The following is a 13,566-nucleotide window of genomic DNA, read 5'->3' on the forward strand; positions in this document are numbered from 1 at the left end:
CCCAACACGAGTGTTCAACAATGCTGAAGTCAACTGCTTCGCACGAGTTTCCCGAGCGGCTGCGCGCGCGCCTCATCGGCCAGGATGATCCCGGCTATGAGGCGGCGCGCAGCCTCTACAACGCCATGATCGACAAAAGGCCGCGCTGGATCGTGCCCTGCGCCGACGTCGGCGACGTGGTTGCGGCGGTCAATCATGCCCGCGACCGGCAACTGCTCGTCGCCATTCGCGGCGGCGGCCACAATGGCCCGGGCCTGGGCAGCTGCGACGGCGGCATGGTCATCGACATGTCGCCGATGAAGCGCATCGATATCGATCCGATTAGCCGCATCGTCCGTGTCGAGGCCGGCTGCACCCAAGGCGATGTCGACCGGGCGACCAGCTTGCACGGGCTGGCGGTGCCGGCCGGCATCGTCTCCAGCACCGGCATCGCCGGGCTGACGCTTGGCGGCGGCACCGGCTATCTCACTCGCAAGCATGGCCTGACCATCGACAACCTGCTCGCGGCCGAGGTCGTTCTGGCCGATGGCAGCGTCGTCACCGCAAATGCCCAAGAGCATCCAGAGCTGTTCTGGGCGCTACGCGGCGGCGGCGGCAATTTCGGTGTCGTCACCCGCTTCACCTTCCAGGCCCATCCGGCCAAGGACGTCTATGCCGGGCCGATCTTCTACGACATCGCCCATGCTGCCGAGATCATGCGATGGTACCGCGACTTCCTTCCGGGGGCGCCACGCGAGCTCGGCATGTTCTTCGGCATGAAGACCGTACCTTCTTGCGATCCGTTCCCGCGCGAGATCTGGGGGCGGCGCATCTGCGCGCTGATCAGCTGCTACAACGGAACCGAGGCGGATGGCATCAGGGCGATGCAGCCGATGCGCGATGCGCTTCCCCAACCGCTAATGGACGGCATGATGACAATAGGTTTTGCCGACCTGCAGGGGCTTTTCGATCCGCTGCTGCCCAAGGGGCTGCACTGGTACTGGAAGGGGGATTATGTCGATGAGCTGTCCGACGCAGCCATCGCCGCCCATGTCGCGCATGGCTCGAAAAGCCCGAGCGAGCTGTCGCTGATGCATCTCTACCCTATCGACGGGGCCGTCCACGACGTCGCTGCCGACGCCACGGCCTGGGGCGCGCGGCGTGCCCGCTGGTCGATGGTCATCGCCGGCATCGACCCCGACCCGGCGAAAGGGGCCGAGTTGAAGCACTGGGCCAGCGCCTACTGGGCCGCGGTGCACAAGCACAATGGGCATGGCGGCGCCTACATCAACTTCATGATGGATGACGAGGGCGAAGAACGCGTCCGCGCCGCCTATGGCGGCAACTACCAGCGCCTCGTCGCCGTCAAGCGCCGCTACGATCCGGCAAACCTGTTCCGGGTCAACCACAACATCCGGCCGTAGGGGTGGAGGTCTCGAGACCAACTTGCTGCCACCCGTGGAGAAGTTCTCCACGGGTGGCAGACCTTGTTGCCGCGCGGGCCCGCTTCTATTGGCCAACGTCGTGATCCTTCGCACCCCCCTCTGGCCTGCCGGCCATCTCCCCCTCAAGGGGGGAGATTAGTCTCGTCGTCGCTACGGCTAGTCGCCAACGAAGCAGGGCTTATCCTGTCTGACGTCGCAGGACAGGCGCGTCGGCGACGCGATTAATCTCCCCCCTTGAGGGGGAGATGGCCGGCAGGCCAGAGGGGGGTGCGAAGGATCACGACGTTGGCAGATTGGCTTCGTGGTACACCGCCGAGGCAGGTGGACGACGAACGCGGCCTGCCGTCTCACAAGCGGAAGTCTGGCCGCTCTACTCCACCTTCACCAGCACGGCGCTGTCGAACTCGATGACCTTGTCGCCGGTCGAGTCGAAGCCTTCGGAGTGCAGCGTCATCATGCGCCAGCCGGGGCGGGTGGCGAGCGGGCGATGGTCGATGCCGCGGCGGGTGAAGGTGATCGTTTCGCCAGCGAAGACCGGCTTCAGCCATTTCAGATTCTTGAAGCCGGGCGAGGGGCCGAATTCGGGTTTTGGGCCGGGGCCGTCCCAGGCACGGCCGCGATGGGCGAGGTTGAGCTTCATCCACGCCGCCGTGGTGTGCCAGCCGGAGGCGCAGAGGTTGCCGAAGACGCTTGCCTTGGCCGCCTCCTCGTCGGTGTGAAACGGCTGGGGATCGTATTTGCGGGCAAAGTCCTTGATCGCCTCGGCGCTGAAATGATGACTGCCAAGCGTGATGGTGACGCCGATGCCGAGATACTCGTCGAGGGTCATTGTGCTGCCTCGCGGGTCAGGAACATGCAGGTGTTGACGAGTTCGAAGACGGGCTCGCCTTTCTGGTTGACCAGTTCGGCACGCCAGGTGACGAAGCCGAGCCCGGGCTTCGACTTCGACAGGCGGCTCGACAGGATGGTCAATTTGCCGGCAAGCAAGTCGCCTGCAAGCACCGGCTTCTTCCACTTCGCGTAGTCGATGCCGGGCGCGCCCTGCGAGGTCGAGTTCAGCAGCAGCGCGTCGCACAGCATGCGCATGAACATCGAGCAGGTGTGCCAGCCCGAGGCCGCCAACCCGCCGAGAATGCTCGCCTTGCCGGCTTCCTCGTCGAGGTGGAAGAGCTGGGCGTCGAACTCCGAGGCAAACTCGATGATCTCCTCGGCGACGACGGTCTTGCTGCCGAGGTCGATGATCACGCCCTCCGCGAGGTCCTCATAGGCCCATGTCTTGCTGCTGCGCATCGGCAATCCTGTTCAAGCTTGTACGATAACCTTGGACCGGCCTCGCGGGGCGCGCAAGGCCGGCTGCAGGGCAATCATTGGCTCAGAGCCAGCCGCGGCGGCGGAACCACCAGAACGGCAGCACGGCCGAAATGACCATCAGGCCGATTGCCATGGGATAGCCGAGCATCCAGCGCAGCTCCGGCATCAGGTCGAAGTTCATGCCGTAGATCGAGGCGACAAGCGTCGGAGGCAGGAACACCACGGCCGCCACCGAGACGATCTTGATGATGCCGTTCTGCTCGATGTTGATCATGCCGAGCGTGGCATCAAGCAGGAAGGTGATCTTTTGCGACAGGAACGAGGCGTGGTCGGTCAGCGACAGCACGTCGCGCGACAGCGTCTTGACCCGTGCCTTGGCGTCCTTGCCGTTCTTGCCCTGGGCCAGCGCGTTGGCGAGGAAGCCGGACAGGCGTTGCAGCGAGGTCAGGCTGTCGCGGATGTTCGACGTAAGAGACTCTTTGCGGCCGAGGGTCTTGAGGACCTGCTGAAAGTCGCGGTCCCGCTTCGAGGCCTTGGTCGCCGTCGGGTTGAAGATGTCTTTCGACAGCAGCTCGATGTCGCGCGACACCCGTTCCAGCACGTCGGCGAGGCGATCGACGATCGCCTCCAGCAGCCCGACGAGGATGGTCTCGCCCGACGTGCAGCCGATTGCCGCCTTCTCGGCGCGCACAGGGAATGACAGGAACGCCTTCGGCTCGTGATAGCGGATGGTGACCAGCAGGTTGCGGCGCAGGACGAAGGTGACCGGCGACATCACCGGGTCGTCGCTGTCGGCCTGCGACGGCAGCGTCGCCGTCATGAAGTAGGCGCCGTCCTCGACATAGAGCCGGGACGAGATCTCGATCTCCTCCATCTCCTCGCGCGTCGGAACGCCGACGCCAAGCCACTGCTCGACTTCGGCCTCTTCTTCTCGGGTCGGGTTGAGCAGGTCGGCCCAGACAATGCTGTCTTTCGCGGCCGCAATGGAGTCTGCAAGGCGCAGACGATCGTTTTCCACGACGAATGCCTTGATCATCGCCGGTCTCCCAGATTTGGAGCTGATATCGTGCCCGATCTCGGGCGGGGTTGCTGGAGTGCGCCGGAGGGGCCAATTGCCGGGCCAGCGCCTAGGCGCGATAGACCCGGGCGGCTGCGACGTCAAGTTGCAAATCGGTAAGGTGCGACGCGGGCCGCCTAGAAGAATTCGTCGAGCAACTGGTAGTAGGAGAGCTTGCCCGCATCCGCTTCGGGCAGGCCATAAAGCGCGAGGAACGGTGCTATCCATTCTTCGCCGAGATTGAAGTGAATGCTCCAGCAGGCGAGCGCGAGGTCCTGGTGCAGGTCGGCAACGCCGAGCCGGCTACAATCGATGAAGCCGGTGAAGCGGCCGCCATCGGCGATGAAATTCGGCATCGAAGCATCGCCATGGGTGACGACGAGGGTCTCGGACGCCGGCCGTTGCGCCAGAAGCTCTGCGAACACCTGTTGCGCGGTCTGACCCAGCCGTTCATCGTCGAAATCATCCTCGTCGACCTCGCCGGCGTCGGCGCGAGCCTTTGCCATGGCGATGCGTCGGGAGAGTCTGTGATCGAAAGGGCAGGCGGCGACGTCGAGCCCATGCAGCCGGCGCAGCGCGTCGGCCATGATGGCGATTGCCTCGTCGGGTACTGTCTCTTGCAAAACGAGATCCTGCCCGGCAACCGCGCTCATCAAGAGCCAGTTGTGGCCGGCATGGGTTTCGAAGACAAGGACTTCGGGGCAGGGGATGTCCTGGCCGCCCAGCCAGCGCAATCGGGCCACTTCGTCGGGCAGTTCGGCGAAGTCGCCTGTCTGCTCGGTCTTGAGGAACAGCGTCGGCTTGCCCTGGGCGGCAAGCTTGAATACGCCCGCGTTCGAATGGCCGATTGTCTGCTGCTCCCAGTCATAGTGAGCCAGTGCCTCGCGCAGCGACGCAGGAAGGTCCATCTCGACATGTGCGTGTTGCGTCATCCGTCTCTCAAAGCAATGTTTGATGTGCAGACAGCTCACTGCCGATCCTGCTCGGGGCGCAAATAGGTGTTCGCAGTCGAACCGTCGAGAACAATCTGGCTGATCAGGCGTAATGCCCACTCACTGCTGCCGGCAGAGCGTGTGCCGCCATGTGAAATGACCGGCGCGAAAAGCAAAAAAGGCCGGGGCGGGCCCGACCTTTCTCTAGCGCCTCAACATCGAGTGCCAGTTCATCCGTGGTCAAAGGTGGAGACGATCTGCAAATCTCCAGGCGAGCGTAGCCATGCTTGGTTAGCAAAAGGTTAACGCCGTGGGGCGCAGATGGAAAGCCAGACGTCGGGGATCGGATGGTGTCATTGTCACAAGAAAAACCCCGCAACGCGGGGCTTTTCGAAGGGCGAATGCAATGGCGCGCCTGGCGATCAGGTGTTGAACTTGAACAGCATCACGTCGCCGTCCTGGACGACGTATTCCTTGCCTTCGTCGCGTGCCTTGCCGGCTTCCTTGGCAGGTACTTCGCCGCCGAGGGTGACGAAGTCGTTGAAGGCGATGGTCTGGGCGCGGATGAAGCCGCGTTCGAAGTCGGTGTGGATGACGCCGGCAGCCTGCGGCGCCTTGGCGCCCTTGTGCACGGTCCAGGCGCGCGTCTCCTTCGGGCCCACGGTAAAGTAGGTGATGAGGTGCAGAAGCTCGTAGCCGGCGCGGATCAGCTTATCGAGGCCCGGCTCGTCGAGCCCCATGTCGGCGAGGAACTCCTGCGCTTCCTCGTCAGGCAACTGCGCCACTTCGGCCTCGATTGCCGCCGAAATGATGACGACGCCGGCGCCCTGCGCCTCGGCCATCTTCTGGACGGCCGCGGTGTGCTCGTTGCCGGTCGCGGCATCGCTTTCGGCGACGTTGCAGACATAGAGCACCGGGTGCGAAGTCAGAAGGTTCAGGCCCTGCAGGATGGCGAGGTCGTCGGCCGCGATGCCCTTGAGCAGCAGGCGGGCCGGCTTGCCGTCCTGGAGCAGCGCCAGCGCCTGTTCCATCATCGGCAGGACTGTGGTCGCTTCCTTGTCCTTGCTGGCACCGCGCTTGCGGAACTGCACGATGCGGCGCTCGAGGCTTTCGAGGTCGGCGAGCATCAGCTCGGTCTCGACCGTCTCGGCGTCCGCGACGGGGTCGATGCGCCCCTCGACATGGGTGATGTCGTCGTCTTCGAAGCAGCGCAGCACGTGCACGATGGCGTCGACCTCGCGGATGTTGGCCAGGAACTGGTTGCCCAGGCCTTCACCCTTCGAGGCGCCGCGCACCAGGCCGGCGATATCGACGAAGGAGATGCGGGTCGGAATGATCTCCTTCGATTTGGCGATGTTGGCCAGCTGCTTGAGGCGCGGGTCGGGCACCGCGACCTCGCCGGTGTTCGGCTCGATGGTGCAGAAGGGGTAATTCGCCGCCTGGGCGGCAGCCGTGCGCGTCAGCGCGTTGAAAAGCGTCGATTTGCCAACGTTGGGCAGGCCGACGATGCCGCATTTGAAACCCATGGTCTTTTGGTCCTATCGGGAAATCGGAATTTGCTCAGGGCTATGGGCGATAGGGCCTTAGATCGTCAAGTCTTTCAGCGTCGCACGCGGTATTGCGCATGCACTGCGCCGTTGGCTAAGGGCTTCGCAAAGGCGAGATCAAGCCAGCGATCTGCCTGTCTGCCGCCGAAAGCCCGTAAGCCTGATCCGAGGATTATGGGGATGGTGCCGATCTCGATTGTGTCGAGCAGGCCGGCATCCATGAACTGGCGAGCCAAATCGCCTCCGCCGAGCAGCCAGATGCGGCCTTTGGCGCCCCGAGCGCGAAGATTGGCAAGCATTTCGGCTGGCGTGCCGACCATGGCTGTTGCGTTCTCGGGCAGATTGTCGAGCGGGCGCGAGGTAGCAACCAGGCAAGGGTATTTGGCGTAGGTCCATTCCGGTTCACGGCGGACGACATCATAGGTGGCGCGGCCCATGACGATGCCGCTCAGTGACGCCATGAAGCCGGAAAAGTCGTAATCGTCATCAGGTGGAAAGTTGTCGAGCCAGTCGAACGTGCCGTCCTCGCGGGCAATGAAGCCGTCTAGCGACATCGCGAACATGTAGATGACGTCGTCAATGCCTGTTGTCGCCATGATCTGCTCCCTGTTGTCAGGGATGGGTTCTATCATTGCGGCTGGTCGTCTTGTGTCAGGGGACTTTCACTGGCCGGGCGAATCCGGTGGTTCGGTCGGGCCTGGCGGATGTGGCTCTGGGCCTTCGGCGCATGCGGCCTGGGCGTCTTCGGCGGCGGGGTGTCATCAGCACTTGTCGGCTGCAGCTTGTCGCGCAGGCCCACCGTCACCTTGTTCATGAAGCCGTTGTCGTCGCCCTTGGTCAAAAGGTCGGCGCTGTCTGCCATGAGGTCGAGCAATACCTCCAGCCATTCCTTGTCGGACTTGGCGAAGTCGCTGAGCACATGGCCGTGCACCATCTGGCCGATGCCATGCGGACGCGGCGATAATCCCTGGCGATGTGCTGGTCGATGGAGCGCACGCCGTTGTGGCCGCCGGCGCCGCCGCCAACCTTGACGCGTGGCGCCATTCCTTGCCAAGGAGCTCCAGCTTCGCCGTGATCGGCGGGCTTCCTAATTCAGAGCGTAGCTCGAAAAGTTGCTTTGCTTTAGTTGGCGATCCCGTACGTGCCGCCGGCACCCGGGCGATGGATGTGGCCAGCGGGAAATTCAAGAATGGTAAGTCCAAGTTCAGATGCCAACTCCACCATGTGAGGCATAACCTCGGGGCCGCTGGAAAAATTCATATCGAGCCAGGCGTGATTTCTGCCGAACATCGCCCAAACCTCAGATCGCCAAGGAGAAAATGCTATTTCTTGCTCCTGTTCTGGCAGCGTAGTCCGACATGGGAATCGCTCTATCAGTTTCAGATACAGCGTATGCATTTTGGAGCCTGGTTCAGGCGGAGTGGGATCCGAAAGCCAATCGCCCCCATCTGCATCGAGTGAATCGAGGTAAGTTTCGAATTCGTCCCAGGCGGTCGAATCGTCCGCGCTGAGCGAGCCGGCATAAATTCCCACATCATATCCCACGGGCGTTTCTCGATGGCGACGACCATCAAGTCTAACGCTCGCTGGAGGTGCAGTCTATTCCTTGCCGAGCAGCTTCTTCAGCATGGCTGCCATCGGCCCGGTCTCCGGCACCTTGACGGCAGGCTGGTTCGGACGGGCCTGGCGTATGTGGCTCTGGGCCTTCGGCGCCTGTGGTTTGGCGGCCTTCGGCGGCGGCGCGTCGCTGGCACCAGTCGGCTGAAGCTTGTCGCGCAGCCCGACGGTGACCTTGTTCATGAAGCCGTTGTCGTCGCCCTTGGTCAAAAGTTCGGCGCTGTCGGCAAGGAGGTCGAGAAGAACGTCGAGCCACTCCTTGTCGGCCTTGGCGAAGTCGCCGAGCACGTGGCCGTGGACCATCTCCTTGACGCCGGGATGGCCGATGCCGATGCGGACGCGACGGTAGTCCCTGGCGATGTGCTGGTCGATGGAGCGGATGCCGTTGTGGCCGCCGGCGCCGCCGCCAACCTTGACCCTCACCTTGCCGGCAACGAGGTCGAGCTCGTCATAAAAGACAGTGAGTTCGGCAGGGGCGAGCTTGTAGAAACGCATGGCCTCGCCGACCGACTGGCCGGACAGGTTCATGAAAGTCTGAGGCTTGATCAGGACGATCTTCTCGCCGGCAATGTTGCCCTCGGCGACCAGGCCCTTGAACTTCTTTGTCCAGGGCGAAAACGAATGGCGGCGGGCAATTGCGTCCGCCGCCATGAAGCCGACATTGTGCCGGTTGTTCTGGTATTGCGTACCCGGATTGCCGAGACCTGCAAAGAGCAGCATGTGTCGGGTTCTCCGGGTATGCGCCGATTATGCCTCGGAGGCAGCCTCGGTTGCGCCTTCTTCCGACTTCGATGCCGAGGTGCCGGCGATCGTTGCGATGGTGAAATCGCGGTCGGAGATGACGGGCTTCACGCCCTTCGGCAGCTTGACGGCCGAGATGTGGATCGAATCGCCGATGTCGGTGCCCTCGAGGTCGACGGTGATGAACTCGGGGATCGCGTTGGCCGGGCAGTGGAACTCGACCTCGTGACGGACGATGTTCAGCGTGCCGCCGCGCTTGATGCCGGGCGACTTCTCTTCATTGATGAAGTGAACCGGAACCTGGACGTTGACTTCGGTGTTTGCGCCAACGCGCAGGAAGTCGACATGCATCGGGAAATCGCGGACCGGATCAAGCTGGTAGTCCTTCGGCAGGACCTTGATCTTCTTGCCGTCGACGTCGATCGTCGCCACGGTGGTCAGGAAGCCGCCGCCATGGATCTTGTAGAAGATGTCCTTGTAGGACAGGGCGATGGCCAGGGGAGGCTGCTTGTCGCCGTAAATGACTGCAGGCACTTTGCCGTTGCGACGAACTTCACGGGCGGACCCCTTACCGACCAGTTCGCGTGCTTCGGCCTTGAGCTCGTATGTTTCGCTCATGGCATTTCCTTTCGGTTGTATGGAGCGCCTACGGCGGGCATGAAGCCTGATCCGTAAACGTCGAAAGCCGCCGGGTGAGGCGGCCTTCCGCCGCGTTGCCTCCAAGGGTGTCTACGCGGGTGGCGGCTCTATATCGGAAGGCGGCAAAAAGTGCAACCGCCGCACCGGTTTTGGGGCTGGCTCGCTGTTGGCGCCGCTGTGGCTGCTCGCACTTATGCTGCCAAGCCTGTATCAGGCCGAGCTCAAGTAACTAAGCCGACACGTTCATCATGTACGAAATTCTCCCGCTCCAGCTTTCGACTGGTACCATCGTGGTGCTGGTCATTGCCGCCTTCGTTGCCGGTTGCGCGCGCGGCTTCTCGGGTTTTGGCGGGGCGCTGATCTTCGTGCCGGTGGCAAGCGCGCTGATTGGCGCCAAGCTTGCCGTGCCGTTGCTCTTGATCGTCGACCTGGTGCTGACGCCGGGGCTGATCCCCAAGGCGTGGCGCAGCGCTGACCGCGGCAATGTCGGGGTTATGGCGCTGGGGGCGATGATTGGCGTGCCCAGCGGCACTTACCTGCTCACCCATGTCGACGGCGTCATGATCCGCTGGGCGATCGTCGCCATCGTTGCCGGGCTGCTGGCGCTCCTGATGTCGGGCTGGCGCTATCACGGCCGCCCGCATGCCAGCCTGACGGCGGCGGTCGGCATGACCTCGGGGGTGTTTTCGGGCGCTGCCCAGGTCGGCGGGCCACCCGTCGTCGCCTACTGGCTCGGCGGCGCCATCCCGCCGCTGACGGTGCGGGCCAACATCGTGCTCTATTTCGCCATATCGAGTGTGCTGTCGATCACCAGCTACCTTATTGCCGGCCTGCTGACCTGGGAGACGGTTGGGCTGTCGCTGACCATCGGGCCGACCTTCGCAATCGGCCTCTATATCGGCTCGCGCCTGTTCAGTCGCGCCAACGAGGCAACCTTCCGGCGCATCTGCTACGGCCTGATCGCCACCGCCGCGATCATCGGCCTGCCGGCACTCGACGGCGTGCTGAGATGATTGAACCTGTCGACGCTTTCAAATAGACTTCACATATCGGGGGCATGGTGGACTCCCCGTGAGGCCGAAGGGCCCAAGCTCCGCCTTCGCGATGTTGTGCGGAGGAAAGACCATGCCCGGAATGATCTCAGCAATAGAACTAATCCATCTCATCGGTACCGAGAAGTGTCCTTTGATCGTCGACGTGCGTCGCCGCGCCGCGTTTGCTGCCGCGCCGACGCGGATCGCCGGTGCGTTGTGGCGCGACCACATGAAGGTAGGGGAATGGCTGCCGCAGTTTCCGGCGGGGAGGAGCATCGTCGTCTATTGTGCGCATGGCCACAATGTCAGCGAGATCGGGCTGACCAAGCTGCTCGCCGCCGGTGCGGATGCGCTGATGCTGGAAGGTGGCATCGACGCCTGGCTTGCGGCTGGCGGGCCTGTCGTGGCGCGCGAGGCACCAGGCCTCGAGCCGGGGCTGCCATGGCCCAGCGAATGGGTGACGCGGGCCCGGCCGAAGATCGACCGCATCGCCTGTCCATGGCTGATCAGGCGCTTCATCGACCCGCTGGCCATTTTCCACTTCGTCTCGGCCGAATGGGTCAAGGACGTCGCCGACGAGACCGGCGCCATCCCCTTCGACATCAAGGACGTGCATTATTCGCACCGTGGCGACGACTGCAGCTTCGACACACTCATAGCGGAATTCGGCCTGTCGGATCCACCGCTGCTGCATCTCGCCCGCATCGTCAGGGCTGCGGATACGGCGCGGCTTGACATGGAGCCCGAGGCTGCAGGACTTCTCGCCATGTCGCTCGGCCTGTCGGCCATCGAAGGCGACGATCATGCCCAGCTCGAAAGAGGCATGACGCTCTATGATGCGCTCTATGGCTGGTGCCGTTACGCCACCCAGGAAACCCACAACTGGCCAGCGAAGGCGGTTTGACATGGATGCCACGCTGCCAAGCCCCAACCCTTCCTTCGGAGAGGCGACGAGGACCTTCGCCAGGATCGGGCTTTTGTCGTTCGGTGGGCCGGCCGGCCAGATCGCGCTGATGCACAGGATCCTCGTCGACGAGAAACGCTGGCTCGACGAGCCGCGTTTCCTGCATGCGCTCAACTATTGCATGCTGCTGCCCGGACCCGAGGCGATGCAGCTTGCGACCTACTGCGGCTGGCTGCTGCACGGCATCAGGGGCGGTCTGGTGGCCGGACTATTGTTCGTGCTGCCCGGTGCCTTGGTCATCACCGCATTGTCGGCGATCTACCTCACCGTCGGCCATGTCGCGCTGGTGCAAGGGCTGCTGTTCGGGCTCAAGGCGGCAGTGCTTGCCGTCGTGCTCGAGGCGTTGATCAAGGTGTCAAGGCGGGCGCTGAAGGGTGGCGCGATGGTCGCACTGGCGATTGTGGCCTTCATTGCCATTGCCTTCCTCAAGCTGCCATTTCCGCTGATCGTCGTCGCGGCGGCGGCAATCGGCGCGGTGCTGCACCTCGCCGGGCTGCAACAGAGCGGCGCCGAGGCGGCTGACGAAGATGACGTCGCCTACGCCATGCCGGAATGGACAAGGCCCAGCGCGCGGCGGCTCTTCTCCACGCTCGCCGTCTGGCTGGCAATCTGGTTCGTGCCGCTGATCATCCTGTGGCAGGCGCTCGGTCCGGCCCATGTCTACACGGCGGAAGCGACCTTCTTCTCCAAGATGGCAGCGGTGACCTTTGGCGGTGCCTATGCCGTGCTTGCCTATGTCGCCCAGCAGGCGGTCGAGGTGCATGGCTGGCTGAAGCCCGACGAGATGCTGACCGGCCTCGGCCTTGCCGAGACGACGCCGGGGCCGTTGATCCTGGTGCTGGTCTTCGTCGGCTTCCTCGGCGGCGCTCGGCTTGCGGCACTGGCGCCCTTGGCCGGTGGCATTGGCGGGGCGTTGGTGACGCTGTGGTTCACCTTCGTGCCGTGTTTCCTGTGGGTCTTCGTCGGCGCGCCCTATGTCGAGACGGTGCGCCATGTGCGCTGGTTGGCGAGCGCGCTGTCGGCGGTGACGGCGGCAGTGGTCGGTATCATCGCCAATCTCGCCGTGTGGTTTGGGCTCCACGTCCTGTTCGGTAACGTCGACGAGGTGGGTTGGGGGCCGTTCGTGCTGCCGGCACCTGAAATCGGCAGCTTCGACGCGGTTGCAGCGGTCATTGCGGTCGCCGCCGGCGTGGCGCTGATCCGCTTCAAGGCCAACATGATCGCCGTACTCGCCGTCGCGGCGCTCGCCGGCATGGCCTGGCGGATGTTCTGAAACAGTGCTGCCGGGACGAAAAAGCCCCGCCTCGGCATGCCGGGCGGGGCTTTGAAATGTCTGCTTGCGGCAAAGAATCAGTCGAACAGGCTCGACACCGATTCTTCGGTCGCCGTGCGCGAAATCGCTTCGCCGATCAGGTCGCCGATCGAGACGACGCGAATGTTGTGTGCGTCCATAACAGCCTGGGTGGGCTGGATCGAGTCGGTAATAACCAGTTCCTGCAACTGCGAGCCGGCGATGCGGGCAGCGGCACCGCCCGAGAGCACGCCGTGGGTGATGTAGGCGGTGACCGAGGTGGCGCCCTTGGCGAGCAGCGCGTCGGCCGCGTTGCACAGCGTGCCGCCGGAATCGACGATGTCGTCGATCAGCAGGCAATCCTTGCCGTGCACTTCGCCGATGACGTTCATCACTTCGGATTCACCGGGGCGCTCACGGCGTTTGTCGACGATGGCAAGCTGGGCGTCGATGCGCTTGGCCAGCGCACGTGCACGCACCACGCCGCCGACATCAGGCGAAACCACCGTGACGTTGCCCAGCTGCTTGTACTTGGCCTTGACGTCGCGGGCCATCACCGGAACCGAGAACAAATTGTCGGTCGGGATGTCGAAGAAGCCCTGGATCTGGCCGGCATGCAGGTCGAGCGTCAGCACGCGGTTGGCGCCGGCACGCGCAATCATGTTGGCGACGAGCTTGGCCGAGATCGGCGTGCGGCCGGAGGCGCGGCGATCCTGCCGTGCATAGCCGAAATAGGGGATGACGGCCGTGATGCGCCGTGCCGACGAGCGCATGAAGGCATCGATCATGATGAGCAGTTCCATCAGGTGATCGTTGGTCGGGAAGGCGGTCGACTGCAGGATGAAGACATCCTCGCCGCGCACGTTCTCTTGAATTTCGACGAAGATTTCCTGGTCGGCGAAGCGCCTGACGCTGGCCTTGCCCAGGGGAATGTTGAGATAGCGAGCGACAGCTTCTGCTAGCACCCGGTTGGAATTGCCCGCGAAGAGTTTCATACGCCGATCCTGGA

The 13,566-nt window shown here is 63.5% G+C and carries 16 protein-coding genes; 4 read left to right on the top strand and 12 right to left on the bottom strand.

Annotation, left to right across the window (positions count from 1 at the left end):
* Positions 1-20 precede the first annotated feature (20 nt).
* Positions 21-1,403, top strand: coding sequence for an FAD-binding oxidoreductase (locus N7E70_RS11420; protein WP_263006405.1), 1,383 nt, complete (start codon positions 21-23; stop codon positions 1,401-1,403).
* Between the two features lie 391 nt (positions 1,404-1,794).
* Here the strand turns inward: N7E70_RS11420 and N7E70_RS11425 are convergent, their stop codons facing one another.
* The 11 genes from N7E70_RS11425 to N7E70_RS11470 all read right to left on the bottom strand — a co-directional run bounded on the left by N7E70_RS11425 (position 1,795) and on the right by N7E70_RS11470 (position 9,247).
* Positions 1,795-2,253: a MaoC family dehydratase gene (locus tag N7E70_RS11425; protein ID WP_154384757.1), complete on the bottom strand. Its 459-nt coding sequence runs from the start codon at positions 2,251-2,253 to the stop codon at positions 1,795-1,797.
* Positions 2,250-2,714, bottom strand: a complete 465-nt coding sequence (locus N7E70_RS11430) for a MaoC family dehydratase (protein WP_263006406.1) — start codon at positions 2,712-2,714, stop codon at positions 2,250-2,252. The genes N7E70_RS11425 and N7E70_RS11430 overlap by 4 nt, the downstream gene beginning before the upstream one ends.
* Positions 2,715-2,796: 82 nt before the next feature.
* Positions 2,797-3,771: a magnesium/cobalt transporter CorA gene (gene corA / locus N7E70_RS11435; RefSeq protein ID WP_067959398.1), complete on the bottom strand. Its 975-nt coding sequence runs from the start codon at positions 3,769-3,771 to the stop codon at positions 2,797-2,799.
* Positions 3,772-3,929: 158 nt separating this feature from the next.
* Positions 3,930-4,724, bottom strand: a complete 795-nt coding sequence (locus N7E70_RS11440) for an APH(3')-II family aminoglycoside O-phosphotransferase (protein ID WP_263006407.1) — start codon at positions 4,722-4,724, stop codon at positions 3,930-3,932.
* A 422-nt stretch (positions 4,725-5,146) separates the two neighbouring features.
* Positions 5,147-6,250 carry a redox-regulated ATPase YchF gene (gene ychF / locus N7E70_RS11445; RefSeq protein ID WP_263006408.1) on the bottom strand — a complete coding sequence of 368 codons (1,104 nt, stop codon included), beginning with the start codon at positions 6,248-6,250 and terminating at the stop codon, positions 5,147-5,149.
* Between the two features lie 74 nt (positions 6,251-6,324).
* On the bottom strand, positions 6,325-6,867 hold the full coding sequence (locus tag N7E70_RS11450; protein WP_263006527.1) for a dihydrofolate reductase family protein: 543 nt from the start codon (positions 6,865-6,867) through the stop codon (positions 6,325-6,327).
* Positions 6,868-6,899: 32 nt separating this feature from the next.
* Positions 6,900-7,205: a hypothetical protein gene (locus tag N7E70_RS11455; protein ID WP_331461950.1), complete on the bottom strand. Its 306-nt coding sequence runs from the start codon at positions 7,203-7,205 to the stop codon at positions 6,900-6,902.
* On the bottom strand, positions 7,109-7,315 hold the full coding sequence (locus N7E70_RS30835) for a hypothetical protein (protein ID WP_331461921.1): 207 nt from the start codon (positions 7,313-7,315) through the stop codon (positions 7,109-7,111). The genes N7E70_RS11455 and N7E70_RS30835 overlap by 97 nt, the downstream gene beginning before the upstream one ends.
* A gap of 78 nt (positions 7,316-7,393) precedes the next feature.
* Positions 7,394-7,816, bottom strand: a complete 423-nt coding sequence (locus tag N7E70_RS11460) for a hypothetical protein (protein ID WP_263006409.1) — start codon at positions 7,814-7,816, stop codon at positions 7,394-7,396.
* 54 nt (positions 7,817-7,870) lie between these two features.
* Positions 7,871-8,608, bottom strand: coding sequence for an aminoacyl-tRNA hydrolase (pth, locus tag N7E70_RS11465; RefSeq protein ID WP_263006410.1), 738 nt, complete (start codon positions 8,606-8,608; stop codon positions 7,871-7,873).
* A 27-nt stretch (positions 8,609-8,635) separates the two neighbouring features.
* Positions 8,636-9,247 (bottom strand): 50S ribosomal protein L25/general stress protein Ctc, encoded by a 612-nt coding sequence (locus tag N7E70_RS11470; RefSeq protein WP_263006411.1) that lies wholly within the window; start codon positions 9,245-9,247, stop codon positions 8,636-8,638.
* A 269-nt stretch (positions 9,248-9,516) separates the two neighbouring features.
* Here N7E70_RS11470 and N7E70_RS11475 point away from each other — a divergent pair, with 269 nt between their 5' ends.
* From N7E70_RS11475 to chrA, 3 genes are all read left to right on the top strand, one after another.
* On the top strand, positions 9,517-10,281 hold the full coding sequence (locus tag N7E70_RS11475) for a sulfite exporter TauE/SafE family protein (RefSeq protein WP_067959410.1): 765 nt from the start codon (positions 9,517-9,519) through the stop codon (positions 10,279-10,281).
* 121 nt (positions 10,282-10,402) lie between these two features.
* The gene (locus N7E70_RS11480) at positions 10,403-11,206 is read left to right on the top strand and encodes a chromate resistance protein ChrB domain-containing protein (RefSeq protein WP_442866518.1); all 804 of its coding nucleotides are present in this window, start codon (positions 10,403-10,405) and stop codon (positions 11,204-11,206) included.
* A 1-nt stretch (position 11,207) separates the two neighbouring features.
* Entirely contained in the window at positions 11,208-12,539 is a 1,332-nt protein-coding gene (gene chrA / locus N7E70_RS11485) for a chromate efflux transporter (RefSeq protein ID WP_263006413.1), read from the top strand.
* A gap of 77 nt (positions 12,540-12,616) precedes the next feature.
* On the opposite strand, the gene N7E70_RS11490 is transcribed toward chrA, so the two are convergent.
* The gene (locus N7E70_RS11490) at positions 12,617-13,552 is read right to left on the bottom strand and encodes a ribose-phosphate pyrophosphokinase (protein ID WP_067959419.1); all 936 of its coding nucleotides are present in this window, start codon (positions 13,550-13,552) and stop codon (positions 12,617-12,619) included.
* Positions 13,553-13,566: the final 14 nt, after the last annotated feature.

The organism is Aminobacter sp. NyZ550 (assembly GCF_025628925.2).
Classification (GTDB): domain Bacteria; phylum Pseudomonadota; class Alphaproteobacteria; order Rhizobiales; family Rhizobiaceae; genus Aminobacter; species Aminobacter ciceronei.